Origin of the sequence: Butyrivibrio sp. LC3010 (genome assembly GCF_000424385.1) — a bacterium.
GTDB lineage: Bacteria > Bacillota > Clostridia > Lachnospirales > Lachnospiraceae > Butyrivibrio.
In genome coordinates this window covers 150,111-170,192 of the sequence record NZ_AUJU01000001.1, presented here as the reverse complement: position 1 = coordinate 170,192, position 20,082 = coordinate 150,111, and the positions used below count along the sequence as shown (strand labels likewise).

The 20,082-nt window shown below is 40.4% G+C and carries 5 protein-coding genes; all 5 read right to left on the bottom strand.

All coding sequences use genetic code 11. From position 1 onward, the window contains the following. Positions 1 to 118 precede the first annotated feature (118 nt). Complete coding sequence (locus tag G622_RS0100650) at positions 119 to 1,555, bottom strand: MBOAT family O-acyltransferase (protein WP_026509082.1); 1,437 nt, start codon at positions 1,553 to 1,555, stop codon at positions 119 to 121. 74 nt (positions 1,556 to 1,629) lie between these two features. Next, the gene (gene aspS / locus G622_RS0100645; RefSeq protein WP_026509081.1) at positions 1,630 to 3,492 is read right to left on the bottom strand and encodes an aspartate--tRNA ligase; all 1,863 of its coding nucleotides are present in this window, start codon (positions 3,490 to 3,492) and stop codon (positions 1,630 to 1,632) included. Between the two features lie 118 nt (positions 3,493 to 3,610). After that, positions 3,611 to 7,423, bottom strand: coding sequence for a diguanylate cyclase (locus G622_RS0100640; protein WP_026509080.1), 3,813 nt, complete (start codon positions 7,421 to 7,423; stop codon positions 3,611 to 3,613). 193 nt (positions 7,424 to 7,616) lie between these two features. Beyond that, entirely contained in the window at positions 7,617 to 8,537 is a 921-nt protein-coding gene (locus G622_RS0100635; RefSeq protein ID WP_026509079.1) for an AEC family transporter, read from the bottom strand. 208 nt (positions 8,538 to 8,745) lie between these two features. Then, positions 8,746 to 20,082 carry an InlB B-repeat-containing protein gene (locus tag G622_RS0100630; RefSeq protein WP_026509078.1) on the bottom strand — a complete coding sequence of 3,779 codons (11,337 nt, stop codon included), beginning with the start codon at positions 20,080 to 20,082 and terminating at the stop codon, positions 8,746 to 8,748.

Here is a 20,082-nt window from a genome sequence, read left to right as displayed (position 1 = left end):
CCGGTAACAATAGTATTTACTACAGCATGTCCTCTCATTTTTCCATGTCAATGTTTGTATACTCATGTCTTTCCGAACAATGACATGGAAAGCATTCAAGAATCCATTTTTCATAACATCAGAACTGGAAATAAATAAACGGATTATAAGTGCCGGACATAACTCTCATAATAGCCAGAATAAGCATTCCATATATGGCTACTATCTTTGCAATCGAATATGCCATAAACGGCATTTTTCCAAGAAGATTTTTCTTTATATATGAAAAAACTCCTGCGATATCCATTATTGCAATAGCCATTACAAACAGTACCCAGTTATTCACATACCAGGAAATTGTAAATCCAGGAGTTCCGGATAAGCCTATTCCGAACATTGTTCCAAGATACTGCATTGCCAGAGCGAAATTATCTGCTCTGAAAAGCACCCATCCAGTATTTATAACAAAGAGTGCATATATATGTCTCAGAATTTCTTTACCTAATGAAGCAACTGCAAGCTTGCCCTCTGCTACCATCCTGGATTTCTTATTTCGTCCCCTCAGCAGTCTCTCGACCACAATAAAGAATCCATTCCAGGCACCCCATATAACAAAGTGCCATGATGCACCGTGCCAGAGTCCTGTAAGCATGAATACAATTATCAGGTTCCTATACAAATGCTTTCTGTTACCGCCGAGCGGGATGTATACATAATCTCTGAACCAGGATGACAATGAGATGTGCCATCTTCTCCAAAACTCAGTGATATTCCTGGAAATATAAGGCTTATCGAAGTTCTCGCAAAAATGGAATCCAAGCATTCTTCCTATACCGATCGCCATATCGCTGTATCCTGAAAAGTCATAGAAAATCTGAAGCGAATAAGCTATACTTCCAAGCCAGGCAATTGCAATCGTATTATTGGATATCCCTGCATCCCAGATGGTATCAACTACTTCCGCCATAGTATTGGCTATTATCGCCTTTTTGGAAAGTCCAACTACAAACCTTGTTATGCCTGCCGAAAAATCATCAATTCCGGGATTCCTGTTATCTATCTCGTTTTCAATGTCAATGTATCTGACAATTGGTCCTGCCACAAGCTGAGGAAACAGGACAATATACAGCGCTACTTTAAGCGGATTCTTTTGAACCTTTACATCTCCCTTGAAAACATCGATCACATAACTCATGCCCTGGAAAGTGAAAAATGATATACCAATTGGCAGAATTATTCCCTGCAAAGGAATTGACATTCCAAAGGTATCATTTAAAGTCTGAATGGAAAAATCCAGATACTTGTAATAAAAAAGAAGAAGTAAATTGCAGACAACTGCCAAAAATAAAATGGCCTTCTTTTTACGTTCAAAAAGACTCATTAAGAAAGCTGATAGATAATTGATAATGATACTGGCAACAATGATCCATAAATACCCCGGCTGTGACCAGCCAAAGAACACAAGGCTCATGATAAGCAGCCAGATATTTCTATAAATCTGACTTCTTATCAGATAGCAACCTATTAGTGTCAACGGTAAAAAGCAAAATAAAAATACTGTAGAACTAAAGACCATAAAACTCCTTTTCTTCAAAAAGAGGTTCCGACTACTCGGAACCTCTGGTGTTTTTTATTCCTCTACTGGTGTTTTTACTCCTCTACTACCGTTTTAATATGAAGCTCTTCGAGCTGCTTATCAGTAACTTCTCCGGGAGCGCCCATCATAATATCCTGAGCGTTCTTGTTCATCGGGAACGGTATGATTTCTCTGATTGAATTCTCACCTGCAAGGAGCATTATCATACGGTCTACGCCGGGAGCAATACCTGCGTGCGGCGGAGCACCATAGCAGAATGCGTTATACATTGCAGGGAATTTTGCCTTAACATCCTCTTCTCCGAGACGAACCATCTCGAATGCCTTGATCATGATCTCAGGATCATGGTTTCGAACAGCGCCTGATGAAAGCTCAACGCCATTACATACAAGGTCATACTGATCAGCCATGATATCAAGAGGATCGATCTCGCCTCTCTCAGCCTTAAGAAGTGTCTCCATACCGCCTGAAGGCATTGAGAAAGGATTGTGGCAGAACTCAAGCTCGCCTGACTCCTCACCGAACTCATACATCGGGAAGTCCACGATCCAGCAGAATGAATACTGCTCTTTATCCATATGTCCGGGAACTGCTGCTCCGAAGGTCTTAACTACGACACCTGCTGTCTTCTGAGCCTGTCCAAGCTTACCTGAGCTAAGAACAATGAGATCTCCGCTCTTAAGTCCAAGGGCTGATATAACATCTTCCTTCTTATCCTGAACGAACTTAGCAATACCACCAACGATCTCGCCGTTCTCATCAAGTCTGAACCAGTAAGGCTTAGCACCTGCCTGAACCTCAACATCAGCGATTGTCTTGTCAATAAATTTGCGGCTCTCCTTGAAATCAGAGATAACTACAGCCTTGATTCTAACGCCTGTCTCATCACCTGCGTTGAGAACACCTGAATTATCACCTGTCTCTGCTGCCTTCTCCTTGCTTGCAGCTGCTGCCTCTTCTGAAACAACGCTTGCAAAAGGACCAAATCCGCAATCCTTAAGAACCTCAGTAGCATCCTGAACAGTCAGGTCAATTCTAAGGTCAGGCTTATCTGAGCCATACTTTTCCATTGCTTCTCTGTAAGGAATACGTGCAAAAGGAGCACTTGAAGCTCTGTCATAAAGACCATATTTTGCAAAGATTGGAGGAAGCACATCCTCACAGATCTCGAATACATCTTCCTGAGATGCAAAAGCCATCTCCATATCCAGCTGATAGAACTCACCCGGACTTCTGTCTCCTCTGGCATCCTCATCGCGGAAGCAGGGAGCGATCTGGAAATAACGATCAATTCCTGAAGTCATGAGGAGCTGCTTGAACTGCTGAGGCGCCTGGGGAAGTGCATAGAACTTTCCGGGGTGCTTTCTTGCAGGAACAAGGTAATCTCTTGCTCCCTCAGGAGATGACACTGTAAGAATAGGTGTTGTGATCTCCATGAAGTCATGCTCGATCATTGACTTTCTAAGTGCAGCTATAACATTGCTGCGAAGAATAATATTCTTTTTAACCTCAGGATTTCTAAGGTCAAGATAACGATATTTAAGACGAGCTGATTCATCAGCTTCACGGCTTCTGTTGATTTCAAAAGGAAGCTCATTGTATCTGCAACGTCCGAGAACATCAATCTTCTCAGGTACTACTTCTATATCTCCGGTAGGGAGCTTGGGATTCTTGGAACTTCTCTCTCTGACTGTTCCTTCAACTGATATAGTTGACTCTTTATTGATTCCCTTAACGACCTTCATCATCTCTTCTGTCTCAATGACGATCTGAGTCGTTCCATAAAAATCCCTCAAAACCACAAAGCCAAGCTCTGATCCAACTTCACGCAGGTTCTCAAGCCAGCCTACAAGCTTAACTTTATTACCCACGTTCTCAATTCTGAGCTCACCACATGTATGTGTACGTGACTGCATTTTTAAATCTCCTTAAAACAAATCCAAAAGTTTTCTATTTTAATAGGTATTTCCTATAACTAAACATCAGAAATCATTTTAGCACAATTATTCACACTGTGTTAAAAAACTTTATCTGTTACATTGCTTCAGATTCATAGTTTATTGTGTAATCCTCGTGGCCTTCAATCTCATTCCACCTTTCGACAATTCGTTCAACAGGGGTATGCCCATTCTCTGCCGCTATATCCGTGAGAATAAGAATAACCTGATTCTTACCGTTCATGGCCATGACATCATTGCTTCTAAGGCTGGCAGTCAGAACCTCTATGAACTTTTCCATAACCTTTTCATCAACTTCTCCGCCATCATTTCTGGTCATTATAAACTGGCACAGATAGATATTAACTATGGTTCGCTTTGCCATTCTTGAGAAAAGCCTATATGCCATCTGCAACTTATCAAAATCCACAAAATACGCTCCCTTTTTAGCGCCTCTCTCTTCAAGAATCATCTTTATACCTGCTACTCCCTGAGCATTAATCTCATCTCCCGCACCAATACCTGCATCTTTGTACATAAAATAGCCATGCTTGCCATTCTGCTTTACACTGTAAAGGGCCTTATCTGCCTTTCTGAAAAGCTCAGTAAAATCATTTCCTCCATCAATGGTAGAAACCGCTCCGATAGAAACTCCGAGAGGTATATTCATTTCATTACCCATGATGTCTTCACCACTTTTCAAAATTTGTTCATTGAGGAACTTTTCCTTATCAGCAACCGCAGATTCATCACAGGTCCCCTGGATAAATGCCACAAATTCATCTCCGCCGATACGACCTATAAAATCTTTTTCTCTAAAGCATGATCTGACAAGCTCTGCAAACTTTGCCAGAACCTTATCACCCATCTCATGTCCAAAGACATCATTGACCAATTTAAAATTATCAAGGTCAATCATCATAAATATTCCGCTGGACTCTTTACAGATGTCTTCAAGAGCTATCTGTGTGTAGCGTTTATTCCAGAATCCGGTCATGGGGTCGATCCTGGCTTCATTCTGCCACCTTTCCATATTGTGAATTCCAATTCTGATATTTCCTATAAGCCATCCAATGAAAAGTACAAACAAAGTACAAACAAATATCAAATATGCTTTAAAATATGGCCTTTCAAAAATCTGTGATTCCTTATAAACCTTGAATTTCTCTTCTCTTATTACGTTTTTACCTACAGAATTGTATACCTGAACATGAAGCACATAATCACCATATGGAAGATTTATGTAACTTAAGACTTTCATATCCTTTTGATAACAGGTTATACCTTCATCTTCAGCACCTTCTAAAAAAATGTGAACGAGAGGATTTGAAAGTGTAAAATTAAGTACTGCAATCTCGAAGGATACCCTTCCGGAAATAGCCGGAATGTAATAATCACCATTGGCGTCCGGTTCGATTTCCTTATTATTTGCAGTCAGCTTATTTATGGCAATTGTGTAATCTCTATCAACATAGTTAGGCTCATTAACCGCAATCCTTCTTACTCCATCTGTACAACACAGGTAAAGAAAACCATTTGCATATGAATTGGAGGAATTAGCGCTAAGTGATGAATATAATCCGCGGCCCTTATTCAAAAGAGTGTAATTGTATTCTGTATTACTGATCAGATCATCCTTTTTTACTATAAAAATTCCTGCACTGGAGGTTACCCATGCATTACCATAATCATCGAAAAAGACATCATAGTTGTTGTTATACGGAAAATTCGTAAGCTTGCTGACCTTATTATCCTTATAGTAATACAGAGCATTGCTTGTAACATAGATATACTCACCCGCTCCACAGGGAATTACCTTCATTACAACCAGCGATTCCATCCCTTCTGCCTTGCCGTACTTATAGCGGATTTTGCCGTCACTGATGATTACTATTCCATCTCCATCAGTACCACAAAAAAAATCTCCATCTGCTATTTCATGCATACAAAGAACCTGGGTTTTTAACCCCTGCTCTTCACCTACAGTTTTTGTTACAACTCCGTCTTCAATATAAGTAATTCCTGTAGTACTTGCAGCTATGATGGTCCCATTGGAAAGCTCAATCGCTAATCTGAAGCTATTTCCTTCGGTTTTCTTGTTTCTTTCGTTAAAGGTTTCTATTCTGCCATCGGCTTTTACTTCTATAAGGCCATTTTTCCCATACGTACTGACCCACAGATTCCCGGAAGAATCCTCCATAATATCCCGGATTTTTACGTCATTAAAAAGCTCCGGATGGGCAATTGGCACTGAATAAAATGTTTTCAGATCAATTGTCAAAAGACCATCATTAGTTCCAACGTACAAAAGTCCGTTCCTTATCAAAGTGCAGTTTACAACAGCAGGCGGAACCTTTGCCCTGGCAAAAATATCCATGAAAGGATTCCAGGAGTATTTGGCTATGCCCTGCTTATTTGAGGAAAACCATACATTTCCCTGATAATCTACAGTAATATCACTGACTTCACCATTAAACTCTTTGGTGGACATGTTGGTAAATTTACCTTCATTAGTAATAAATCCGTTTCCATTACTAAGCGCACAGAAAAATCCATTATTCTGTTTGGAATAATAGAGCTTATTAAAATATTCATTATCGCTAATCGTATACTTCTTCCCACGCTCTATTCCATTATCACTGACCACTACCTGAATCAGATAATTTGAAGTTGTACCCGCCATAAATACGCCATGTTCCCCTGCTGCCACAGCGGCAAATTTCACATTCTCGTCATCAGTCTCGATCTTGCCAGCATACGTTTGATTTTTTATGAAAAAAAGTTCTCCGGTATTACTTACCCCTGCCATGATTCCATCTGAATTACAGGAAAGAGATCTCACACCGTAAAGCTTTTCCTTTGAAAAGACTTTTATCTTTCCTTCCTTGTCAATCATGCAAAGGTCAGTAGCAGTACCCACATAGATATTGCCATCATTATCTTCACTGATTTCTCTTACTGAATTTGATGAAAGGCCTTCATCCTCCGTATAGAAGCTAATGGTTTTATCCTTGGGATGATAGCAGGCCAAACCACTGTCATTTGTCCCGATCCACAGATATCCGTTATGATCAACATAAAGACGCCGTGCATTACTGATTCGCTTATCCAGGTCAATCTGTTCAAATTCATAACCATTACATCTGTATACACCTGCATAAGTTCCCACCCATATATAGCCATCCTTTGTCTGAGCAATGGAATTTATTTCTACTGTTTCAAGACCATCCTCAGTGTCATAAATCGTTGTAGCATACTCAGAGCTCATATCGATTGCTTTTGCATTAATTGAAAAGCTCAAACATGCAACAGGCAAAACGAGCCATAAAATTGACTTTATATGATAATCTCGTTTCCTTCTGTCTGTAAAAAAATGATACAGGTATATCGCTCTTGATGCTATAACAACACTTAATGCCTTGTCCGGAATATCTACAAAAGCTTCCCCAAGGAAGGAGCATATTATCGGGACATTAACATCTCTGGAGATCATGTCTATAAGACCATCTCCCCATGCGTTTCCGGTTTTTCCACTATAAAAGATCATATTTAGGGGAGTAGAGAGAAAGACCGCCACAAAGCCTGCAAATACTGCTGTTGCCATGACTCTGAAAACTGTATAGTAGCTTGCTTTAGGGTAGAATATCCCCACAGAAATACCGATGCCTACAGAAACCAATGCATAAGCCATAGTTGTACTGCCGCCGCTTGTTATTCCAAGAATAATATTCAGGGCAGCACCACAGATAGCACCACCAAGGGGCCCCAGTTGAATGGCCGCAATGAGAGTACCTATTGAATCAAGCCAGAATGGAAGTTCCACATGACTTGTAATGCTTCGTCCGCAAAGATTAATCGCAATACAGAATAATATAAGTAAATAGCTCTGCCAATGCTTCATCTTCTCCATTGACTGTTCCTCAAGAACAAACTATGCAACGCAGGTACAACATAAAAATGGTATCTGCCATACCTGCCTGCAAAATGCTCTGCCAATATCTATCGGTTGTAATGTCAAAGTTTTACAATTAATTCTATCATTATGGCATTTGCCACTCAATGAAGCATATAGCAAGAAAGAATAAAGAAATAATAAACTTTTATTACAAACAGATGGCACCTACAAGAGGAATTGTTACCACCGATAATAAAGTTGTAAGTGCAACTCCTCTGGATGCAGTATCCTCATCACCGCCGTAATACTGCGCAAGCATTGCACTCATGCTGGCAACAGGCGTTGCGATCATAACGAAGCATACCCCCAAAAGAATCTGGTCCTTAATAAAAATCTTAAGAATAGTTACTCCGATTATTGGAATAACAACGAGCTTTATCAATGAGAAAATCATTAGCTTATAGTCTTCAAACAGACTCTTAAGCTTCATTCCACCAAGTGCATAACCTATTACCATCATACTCATAGGAACAGTAAGCCCGCTGAGACTTGTGATCACATCTTCAATCGGCTCCGGCACATGGACATGTGACAAATACAAAATGAGGGAGATAAATACTGATATAACTCCCACATTTATGATGTTTTTCCAGGAAAAGCTCTTATCGAAATCTATATCCTTGCCGCTTCTCATTGCTCTGATTCCATAGGTATAAATCAAAAGATTAAAAGGGAACTGGAAAAATGCTGCATATAAAAGTCCCACACTTCCATAGGTTGCAGATACAATAGGGAATCCCATAAATCCGATATTTGAAAAAATCGTCATTACCCTGTAGGTTCCAAAATATCGCTTATCAAGTTTTAATAAAAATGGAAGAAACAAGGATACAAGAATAAGCCCAAGATATATCATGACCGTAACCAAGGCACAGGCTAACAGCTGCCTGTTTGTTACCACCTGCTCTTTATTTATTCCTGCAGAGAGAATAAAAGCCGGACTTGCAATATTTACTACAATTCCCGACATTCCTTTACTGACTTTATCATTCATAAGTCCTGTTTTTCTGCATATGATACCGACTGCCATAAGCATGAACAGAACAAACATCTGCTGTAATAATATCATTTTTAAATTCCCTACTCTTTTAATATTTGCTGATAAACAGACTTTAATTTAAATAAGGGAAATTATAACAGTTAATCCTATTGCAAACAACCAATTCTGCTCTATCCTGATCATTTGCCGGTCTATCCCACACAATAATTATAAGTCTGGCTCTATCCTGAAGCTGAAAACTCCCCGGTACAAATGTACCGAGGAGTCTTTTTTTAAACTAATTTGTCCATGCTTCTATTGATGGTTTTGCTTCTGTGGAAAGCTCAACAACGCCATGTTCACTTCCATCATCCTTGTCATAAATCTTAAGCTGGTAATATCCAACTGAAGGTGACTTTTCATGGATATAGAAGGTTCCATACGGCATATCACCTACATAGTATGCGCCTGCAGAACCGGCTACACAATTTTCTTCGAAAAGCGAACCATCAGAATAATAAATATCAAAGGTTGCTCCCGAAACCGGTTTATTGGTGCCTGTGTTTTCCTTACGAAGTATTATTCTTCTCGTTTTGTCTGAGGTATTTGCAAGCAGTACCATCTTGGATGCAACAGCATTTTCTCCGGTACCCACAATGGTGAGTTCTGTGAAATCAAGCTCCGGAAGTGTCAAAAATCTTCCTTCAGGTTTCGTCGTTATAACAACATCTTCCTTCTTAATTCTTGTCACTTCATCAGAGTCGTTTTCAGTTCCATATACATCCCAAATATCTTCCCAGTTATCTGCTGCCTCAGCATTAAGCTCGTAGGAACCACTTCCTTCTGTCAGAATCTCACTGATGGTATATTTACCTTTGGCAAGGCCCTTTATAACAACCGCACTGTTTTGAATATCTTCTTTCCTTACAGTGTTACCATTAGTTCCTTCAGTACCTATATCGCCTATACTCTTAACCGTAATATCAATAGTACCTGGCTTCGTTTGACCCTCGTTATCAACTGATATCGGAGTTGCAGTTATTATTACGGCGCCGGTACCTTCAACTTCATAGCTTGATTCCATTATCGCAAGTGAGCTGATCCTGAGCTTAAAGTCTTTACCTGTAGTGGAGCCGTTTTTAAGTACCTTTGCCAGGTTGAGATGGAATCCCTTTTCCTTATAAATAGCATAAATAGTAGGTACTTCACCTGCAAAATTGTTCCAGGTCACATTATCCTTGCTCCATTTAAGCTGGTTGTCCACACTCTGTAAATACAGCGGTGCATAACTTGGTCCTGTTCCGACTTCAACATAATCGCTCAGATCAGTGATCTTGGTAATATCTGCAGACTTACCGATTCCAATCATAGAATAGGTCAGATACAGTTTGTTTGTATCATCATCCATAAGCGGCAGCATATTAAAGAAGTCCGTAGAGCTCTGACTAATCGTAAACAGCTCTGTACTTACCGGAAGGAGCTGTTCCTGTACAACCTTACCTTCGTTTGATTCTAGGTTAAGTCCACTTGCTATAGTCTGCTCATTGCCGTTATAGGTTATGTTATCCACAACATTGGTTCCATCAAGCGATCCCTTTACTCTGGTAAGAACACCTCCTTCACTTTCCTTAACATATACTACCCTCGGTACCCGGTAATACAGATAATATAATCGGGATACCGGCATTTCATCTGTATCCTGGAAATCTCTGCCCACCTTGTAGGTTCTGTCGCCGTTGAAGTAAAGATCATAGATATTTTCCCTATCCTCAAACAGCTTGCCATAGGTTATCTTTTCGATTGTACTTATTCCGTCAAGATTGCTCCTTGGCCACTGTATTTCTACCTTTCCATTTCCGTCTTCTTCGCCATAAGCTACGCCTGCAAAGCCATAGCCTTCAAATCCTGTCTTCAGAACACCTGCTGTACTATCTGTAGCAATAGGAGGCAGCTCTTCAAAAATTCCCTCAGCGTTAAAGAACTTGGTATGGTCACCGGTAGGATAGTTGATCTCTATCTCGAAGCTGTTATTCTGAGTGGTTTCCTCACCATCAGTACGCATCATTTCATCTCTTTGGATGATTGTTGTATCGCCATTATCGTCTGCGTCAATGACAGCAACATGGATCTCTACCTTACGTTTTTTCCTGATATTCGTGAACAATACTGACGGACTATCAAACAAATTCTCCTCAGATGTAGTATAAGTATATGTTCTTTCGTTTACTTTATTATCTCCTGTGGCATCGTTATTAACAGTAAAGTCATCTTTCTTTGTCTGAGTAATTGTAATAACCTGTGAAACTGTAGTACTTCTAATTTCTCCGGTTTGAGTAGTTGCACTTGAACTAACAGAGTTTTCAATTCTTTGAACTATCGTTGGAACATAGAATAACGAAATTGTTTCTTTTTCATCATCCTTCAGTACTAAAGTCTCAATTGACGGCTCTCCTTCAGGAGTAGTTGTTACTGGTGGTCCGTCATTTGTCCAATCTCCCCACGACCAAAAACTAGCCCAACGTGTTCTTTTTATCTGCTGTACCGTAACCGTTGTTTTTTCTACAATTTTGACTGTATATGTAAACTCCTCCTCCATGTCATTTTGTGTACCAAATGTTCTTTCCTTAAGTGTCAGAACTGATGGCATGGAATTAAAGTAGACTACATAAAGCTTTGCATCATAGCCAACATTGGTCCATTCTGTTCCATCAATCGTATACCTGAAACCATTCCAGGAGTTCTTGGTAGTAAGGACCGGCCTGTTACTATTACTGTTTGATGTCTTAGTGATCAGTTTTAATTCAGAGTCATTAGATACATTAGTTCCGCCTATAGCATAGGCATAATAACCATACTCTGTAGTTGTCTGATATGATAGCGGTGCTGTAATATTGCCATCAACACTGTATTCACCCAGCGTAGCCGTAAGCGGTGCATTCTGATTTACCTGAACCGGACTTATCGACCTGTTTGTATCCATCCAGACATAGCCAATATCTATATTCTTTGGATTCTTAAAGTACACAAAGTAAATCTCATCATCACTATTAAGCTCTCCGCTGGAGCCATTCTTATAGGTGACATAAATGCTTGCCGTATCGATGTTGTACCATACTTTGCTTATGGCATTAACTTCGGAGCAATTCTGAGTACTGTCACTTACGCATGTAAAGGCAAACTCATAATCACCGGTAACATTTGGCACATAAGGTGCAACATCAGTAGCTGTATCCAGGAATACATCATCATTGTTGACATCCACAACGGTCAGTCTTCCGTTCACAAGCCACTCATCATCCTTTTTAACAAAGGTCTCAGCTGAAGTATCAACTGCATGGGCAGGTATCGTTTTTACATTTCCCCAATGAGCATGCAGAATAAAGTTTGACTCAGTAACAGGAGTGCTGAAATTGTACTGCGCAGGATGCTCTGTATATCTCTCCCTTGACCAATAGTAGAACATCTTTTCAGGATCAGGAGATTCAGGGATGCACTGAGGTTCCCTCACTGTATTATTCACATATACATATGTGTAATATCTGCCACTTTCATCATCATATGCAAATATAGGATTTCCTTGCTCGTCAGTGTCATTCCAGTCTCCACCCCATCCTGCTTCTGGCCAGTTTTTATCAAAATAAGCCTTTATCTTCCATTCTGCATAAAGGGTTATGGGTTCTTCTGTGTCGACATAATACTCTCCGCCTAATTCATAATGTTCCCCTGAACGGTCCGGAGCTGTATTCCAACCTGTTAGCTCTGCTGTTCCGAATTCGAATCCTCTTCCACTGGACAAACGTATCGGGCTGTTATTAACCAGTTGAGCAATAGTTGCTGTTTTTGCCGCCGAATCAACCACCCTTGAAGGTGTTGGTGCATCAAATTCAGTCGGCATTCCATAATCAACTATGCTTTCATTAATTTCTCCATAGTTTGCATCATAGATAATCTTAGCCGTACCTATTCTTGTATAAACGGCATCGAGATATATCATTTCATTTCCGCCAACTGTTACCGTATACTTTGCCTTCATGATGAATGATTGTCCCGGGCGGTATATATTACCCGAATCATCACCTCTGATTCTCCAGCCAACGAAGTTATATCCTTCAGGTGCATGCGCTGTTCTTGTTACAACAACATTGGCATTATCAGAGTAATCATCTCCGTCGAGCTCTGCAAATACCTGTTCATTACTATCACCATTGTCAATCGTACCGGTAAGAGTTCTGCCATCTTTCTCAACAACCGGATTGTACTGAACAAAATATGTTCCAATTTTTTTCCAATGAAGAACCAGTTTTAAATTATGGGTTACCGGACTGTTAAAGTTATACAGGGTTTCATTTCCGTTATCATCAACTTCGTACCAGCCTGCATACCTATAAGCATTTTGAGCATACTTATACCTTGTGAAATCTTTTACATCATCCAGGCTGTCTGTATAATATGCCCGTCTGTCATCAGATTCATTCGGAACATACTCGTCAGGATAGCCATAGTATGCCCTGTTTTTATTAACGTAGTAATATGTACCAGAAGTTGACTCTACATAATCTCTTGTAACATCAGAGTACTCCTGTACAAGATCTCCGTTATATGGCTCCCAGAACCATGTTGCCTCTGAAGCAGATAACTGTCCATTATTGGGATCTATCTGAATAAGGTACCATATAGCGTCCCAGCCTGCATAAAATCTCAAATTATATGCAGGCATTCTATCAAACAGCGTAGGATTTTTTCCTTCTTGCTTAGCTTTTTGATAATCTGGATCGTTCTCGTCAAAAAATGCTCTTGTTGTACACTCTTTATCTGTATACCAGCCGGTAAAACTATATCCATCCCTTGAAGCAATTGTTCCACCAGCAATCTGTATAGGCGACGGATCATCCGGTAGATAATTCTTAATTACTTCATTGTATTTTATTGATACAGTATCCTCAAAATCACCATTAATATAAGCATGTTCACTTGTATATGAGTCGTAAAAATCAATAGAAAACTGATCTCTATCATAATATATGTAATTAATTCTATTTGTTCCTATATCAGCCCTATTTGTTGAAGGATTGAAAGCTGGCTGAGCATTTGTATAAGATCTTGTATAACCACTTATCGGATGATATTCCTCATTATAAGTTAAGTAATTGAAATTATGATTAACTGTTTTATATAGAGTATATAGCTTCCCATTAAATGTCCTTGTTGTTCCTGTACTCTCTGATGGATCACCAATCTCAACATAATAATAGAGCGTATTTCTTGTCCCGGGAGTTCCGCTGTTAACAAAAGTAACATCAGCATTTGGCATAGTATCAATTGAAGCCAATACATAAGTGTATACTCTTCCTGATTGGTCTGACCATCTATACCCATTGTATGACGTTCCACCCTGAGAAACTATTGGAAAGTTATCCTTTATACTTGCCCCAAATAGTGCAGTGATAGTTTTGACAGTATTGCCCCCAACTTTAAATGTAAGAGTATGAACATTTCTATCATAATATACATTTAGTACAGTAGATCCATCACTTGCTACAGTAGTTGCAGGATCATAGCGACCACAGGTAAATCCTTCATAATCACCTGTTGAATATGACCTATACTGGGCAGGAACACTTACCGTTGTTCCAGTGCCAGCATCCAGGCCAATAGTTTCTGCATAATCGTAACTCTTTGCAGCAGGCAGTAGATTAATATCATCTGTAGCCTTCTGCCTCCAAATAACTATAGAATACTGCACCGGTGCCTCAGACCAGTTCGCTGTCAGCTTTGTATTACCAGAAAGCATAAGCTTTCCGCCACTGACAGATGCTGTCGAAGCTGTCGCACCGTTAATCAGAACTCCATTACCATCTGATATTCTTGTACCTGCTGTAACGATTCCTTGATCATTAACTGTAGCATCTGCATACCAGCCTTCAAAGTTATATCCACTTCGAACAGGTACTGTAAGCGAAGAAGGGCCTTCACCGCTGTAGTAATACTTAGCAGGAACATAAGTAGCTCCTGATCCGGTAGGTCCTGCACTAAATGTCAGCCAGAATATCGACTGGAAAATCGGATACAGATCCGTTTTCTCTGAAATGCTGATACTGTCTGTTGGAATCCTGGAGACAGGATTACCCGCGTCATCAACAGTACTTCCCGGAGTTGTAATAGGGGTATATGACCAGCCGTAAAATGCATAACTGGGTGCAGTGTTCTCAGCACTTGTAGAACCATCATCATAAGCTACGCTTACATCTCCTATTTCTATTTCCGCTGTTCCGTTTATCTTCTCTCCCCTTCTTGTCTGAGCTACAGGGAATGACTGGCTTGATCCATTATACTGATCATGGAAAATGACATATGCATAATCAGCAAACTTGGCAAACAGATAGATAGTCTCAGTCTGTGTTACTTCAGGAATGACATCAAAATCAAATTCATCATCAGCCAGTGTAGCCGGTGTGAAATATGTAATTCCCTCAATGGTTGTACTGGTTACATCTGTTCCCAAATACCATCCGGCAAAAGTGGAGGTGTCGCTTCCTTCCAGTGAAGGGAGTCTTGGTACAATCACTTCTTCGCCATTGTTCTTGATCTTCTGTGTAAATGTGGTATTTCCGGCGTCAGTAAATATTGAATACTCCACATAACGCCTGTCGGTTTTGCTGACATAATTAAAGAAACGATATGTGCGTAAGAATGTGCTCTCGGTATATACAAATATTGAAAAACCATCAGTCCTGAAATCTATCGCACCATCATTAACCTCAAAATCTACAATGTTAGCATTATTTTCATCATCAGGAATATGAACCACGCAGAGATCAGCATCATCTCTAAGCTCTGTTCCAAGGAGCTCCATGCTTACCTGCACGCCTTCTCTTGGCTGATATTCCTCTCCGGTCTCAGAATTTACAAGCTTTATGTCAAAAGGACGGGCAAATATAAAGCTCTCTACCTCTTTTTCCTGAAGGTTGGCGCTTATCTGAACATAGTTATCATAATTGTCGCTTCCTTCTCCAATCTCTGTTACTAACAGCTCTGCATCACCGGGTATACCTGCACTTCCATCATAGGTCACAGTTACCTTATAAGTGCTGCCATCACTGCATTCTACTATTCTTTCCTTAACAGTACGTGTAACGAGATATACTGAAAATCCTGTGGTATTGAACTTAATTGCACCATCTTCAACAGCTATTCCGACAGCCTCTGCCTCTTCTCCAAAATGAGCTACAGAAATCATACTGTCTTCTTCATTCTCAGACATATCATCCTGAAGCAGCTTTATGGATACATTTACATCCTTTGAGGGCTGATACCTGTCACCTGTCTCAGGGTTTACGAAAGAAATATCAAATGCGCGTGCATAGGTTATAAGCCTGCCTTCGATGCCAAGACATGCTTTTCCTTCTTCTACATAATTATCATAACCTTCAGAGCCTTTCTCGATTTCATCCACCACGAGCTCAGCTCCTGCAGGAATACCTGAAGCATTATCATAGGTAACGGATATGTCATAAACATTTCCATCAGATGCTGTTACAACCTTTTCCTTTACAGGCTGTACAAAAACATATACTGAGAAGCCATCAGTTACAAAGCTTACTGTGTCGGCAGCTTCAGTTAATGCTGTATTCTCTTCAGTTTCTTCACTGACCTCTGATTCTGTCTCCTCCTCATTTACCTTAACTTCTGTTTCAATTACCTCAGCCTCATTATTTTCTTCATTAAAATGAACGGTAAGTATCTCATCATCTGAGTACACTTCCTTATTTTCGTATAACTGCTCTGTATTAAGTTCTACATTTACAGCAGCTTTAGGCTGTATTTCCTCGCCGTCCTTGATTATCTTAATATCAAGAACCTTAACACTTGCTACAGTATCTCCCTCAATTTCAAGAGCATTTGTTGCTCCGCTTACATACTCTTCATATTTTTCATCATCAGGAGTAAGTTCTACTACCTGTACTTCTGCGCCTTCAGGTATTTCTGCATCTTCACCATATATGAGCTTGACCATCTCTTCTGGTGAATAAAGCTCTCCTGCTGCAATCAGTTCTTCTGTAGCTTCTTTCTCCTTCTTTTCTGAGTCTTTAGAATCCTTTTCCTTTTTGTCAGCGGCTTCTTCAAGATCTGCTTCCTTTTCTTTTTCAGGGATATCATCTGAAGTTGTCTTTTCCTCAACAGTTTCAGTTGTAGTATCATCCTGTGTTGTTGCATCTGAAGTAGATGATTCACTTGAACTATCTGATGAATCACTTGTAGCCTCTTTTGAGGAATCATCTGCATTTTCTGTGGAAGCTGTCTCTTTCTCGGGTACTACAGCTTCTTCATTTTTATTTTCAGCACTCTCTCCTTCCTGTGAACCGGCTGATTCGTTTTCGCTTGCATCTTCCTGTGTGGTTTCTCCGGAATTTGCTGCATCACTCTCATTACTTTGTGCTGATTCTCCCTCCTCAGCATTAGAGGATGTATCCTCAGTCTGAGGCTGCGTAGTCTCTTCACTTGCCTGCTCTGCAGATTCCTGTGCTTCCTGTGTTTCTTGTGTCTCCTGAGGCTCCTGTACCACTTCTTCCTGAGATGAAGAAGATGCTTCCTCACTTGCCGCAGTCTCAGATGTTGTTACAGTTTCAGTGTTCCCACCGGTATCCTCACTCATAGCCATTGCGTTAATGACAAAGAAGTTTCTTCTATCTCTGTTTCTTGCTGATCCTGAGGAATCATTATAAATAATATGTTCAGGAACCGGCCAGTCTCCATAATGTGATTTCGCAAAGAAGCAGTCACTGGTGCTTGCAAGATCATCAGTGGTCTTCATACCATAGGTCTTATAGGTCATATCATAAGGACCTGCATTATCTTCACTGGGAAAACCTGATGCATCTACCATGAACTGGTTATACTTGGCAATTCCTTCAGCTCCGTCATTTTCTTCATCCACATCTACAGCTACTGCACCGGTAACCTCTTCTGTAGCCCCACCTATACCATACAGGTAAACAAATTCATCCGCAGTAGTATCATAGGATTCATTAATCAGACTTATATAATAATTGTTCGTAAGGTTTGCTGATGAGGCACCAACCAGTGCTCCCGGATTTGAACCCATCAAAACACGTCCAACTGCATACGAATTATTTATGCTGCCTGATGCTGATCCCGCAATACCTCCGGTTGCTGATGAACCTGCTGCAGAGCAGGTAGAATAGCTCGCATCAATACTCCCTGCAGATGATCCGATAAGACCACCGGCGTTAGTTCCAAGCACATTTATTCTTCCCTCTCCTGAAGTCTCATCACTATATATTCCCGCTCTTCCATCTACAGTTATGGTATGTCCGCCGGAGTAACTGTTTTTAACACTACCTCCTCCAAGCGTACCAACAAGACCGCCGGCATTTCCTGCTGTTGATCTGACATATAATGCTGCGCCACAACCCTCGATGGTTCCGCCTGCATTTTCTCCTATAAGGCCGCCTGCTGCCTGCGCACCTACTATCTCATATCCTGAATCATCTATATCAGCAGTTGTTCCAAGCGAATCTTCTCCTGTAGTAGCAGTCCCACCTTCATTACCGGTTCCTGTACCTGCTCCGGCATTAGGGTCAGTATTAGAATCAGGATCTGCAATTCCAGTTGAAGGTGTCATACCGTTGTAAGCAAGAGCATTTTTTATATTATTTGTGCTGGTTCCTTTTCCTAAAAGTGCTCCTGCTGCACCACTTGTTGAATTTACGCAAAGATTCTTTACTACTACTCCATCTAATGTAAGAGTATCAGCCTCGCCAATAACACCGCCAATATTGCCGGATCCATTTAATCCATTTGTAATTGCATCATCAGGTTTATTGTAGACATAGATATTTTTAACAGTTGATGTATCTGTTAATTTACTTGCAAGCATACCTATGGGTTCAGTTCCTTCGGTGTGCTTTATATCGAATTTTCTGAGCACAAGATTTGCAATAGTAATCCCTGCCTGATTTCCGAAAAGACCGGCATTTTTGTCAGTACCTACTATTTCATAGTTGGTATCCGTCGTATCAATTCTTATATTCTCAATCACATGGAACTTATTTGCTGAAGGAGTATCAGCTCCATTTCCATATTCAGGATTTACTGCAGTAACATTTTCAGGAGCAGCAATAGCTACAGCAGCTAACTGATCGATAATCGGCTGTGTAGTAGAAGGCTGCAGCTCAACTCTCTCTCCGGTAAATGAAACAAGCTGCGGATTCGAAATGGGCGTAAAATTCCTGACATTACTGTTATATTTATTCGCTTCCTCAGACCAGTCTATATCTTCAGCCAGGACAGCTGCTATCTTTGCACCGTTTGCAGGAGCACCATCAGCATTTGCTGCTTCTGCCTTTGCATATTCATAATCAAGATTCTGTAAATGTCTAGGATAAATAATCTCAGCAACGCTTAAATTATTCTTATAATCAAAGTCGCCAAATAAACTGTTTTCAATATTGGAAACAGCTGTTGCACTTCTGGTCTGCTGTGAGAGTCCATCAGCAGAATCAGAATCCCATACTTTTATGGATATACTGATATCCTGTCCGGGCTTAATCTCGCCTCCATGGCCTTCTACGGGAATTCCTGCAGCAAGAAGATCACTTAATCTATAATCCTTATCAAGCGAATCCAGTTTTATATATCCAATAAGTCCATAGGTATCCGCTGAGTTTGAAACATCGCCAAACCAGTTTGCCTGCAGACTTCCATCATTAACAGTATGCCTCTGACCTGACCCCACTCCAGCTCCTGTCATGTTAAGGTAATTGTTATCAGGTCCACCCTGATAGTTCTGCCATACAATATCTCTTCCTGTAATGTTAAGTTCTGTGTATGTCTCGTTTTCTCCGGTTCCGGTCTTAGGACCTCTCACCGTAAGTTTGTAGGTAAGGTTTGTTAAAAGATCCTTTGTCTCCTTATCAACAGTGATCTTTACTATACCTAAAAGATCTCTTCCGTTTACGATCCATGCACCTGCAGATAATCCGCTGTCAGACTTAGCACCAAGAGCACCATTATCACCCTCAGCATAATAACCTACATACCCCTTGTATGCGTCTATTCTATCCTGAGCAGTTCCTCTTACAGGAGCACCGCTTCCCTGGCCTGTAAGACCTGCAAGGGATGTTCCACCTTTATCCGGGGTATCGCTTAGAATTACAGCATATACATCAAGACTTATGGGATCATACTCAATAATTACATTGGATCCGCCAACTTCAGAGCTAAGGGTATTATCCTTGAAAACAATACTTCCGGAATCATCAGAAGTAACATAACCAAGCTCTTTACCGTTATAATCAAATTTATTTCCGTTATACAGCTCATCCACAACTGATACTGTTACGGTCTTTCCATCCTTGGTAATCTCTTCTTCAACTTTTTCCTGAGTTACAAAGAGCTCCATCATCCGGCTCTGAGCAGCATAGTAAACAGCCTCAGCTCTTTTATCAAGGTGAGACTGTCTCGTATTTCTTATTATTCTTGTGCCGGCAATAACACCGACAGCCATCAAAATCAGGAGAATTCCAAGTGCAATCAGAATCTCTGCAAGAGTAAAGCCGGATATAGCTTTATTACGACCTTTTCTAGAAGTCCCCATAGTATTCACTTTAATCAT

Coding starts and splice junctions, on each gene's coding strand:
- aspS (WP_026509081.1), bottom strand. CDS start 3,492: ATGCAGTCACGTACACATACATGTGGTGAGCTCAGAATTGAGAACGTG.
- G622_RS0100640 (WP_026509080.1), bottom strand. CDS start 7,423: ATGGAGAAGATGAAGCATTGGCAGAGCTATTTACTTATATTATTCTGT.
- G622_RS0100650 (WP_026509082.1), bottom strand. CDS start 1,555: ATGGTCTTTAGTTCTACAGTATTTTTATTTTGCTTTTTACCGTTGACA.
- G622_RS0100635 (WP_026509079.1), bottom strand. CDS start 8,537: ATGATATTATTACAGCAGATGTTTGTTCTGTTCATGCTTATGGCAGTC.
- G622_RS0100630 (WP_026509078.1), bottom strand. CDS start 20,082: ATGATTAAAGTGAATACTATGGGGACTTCTAGAAAAGGTCGTAATAAA.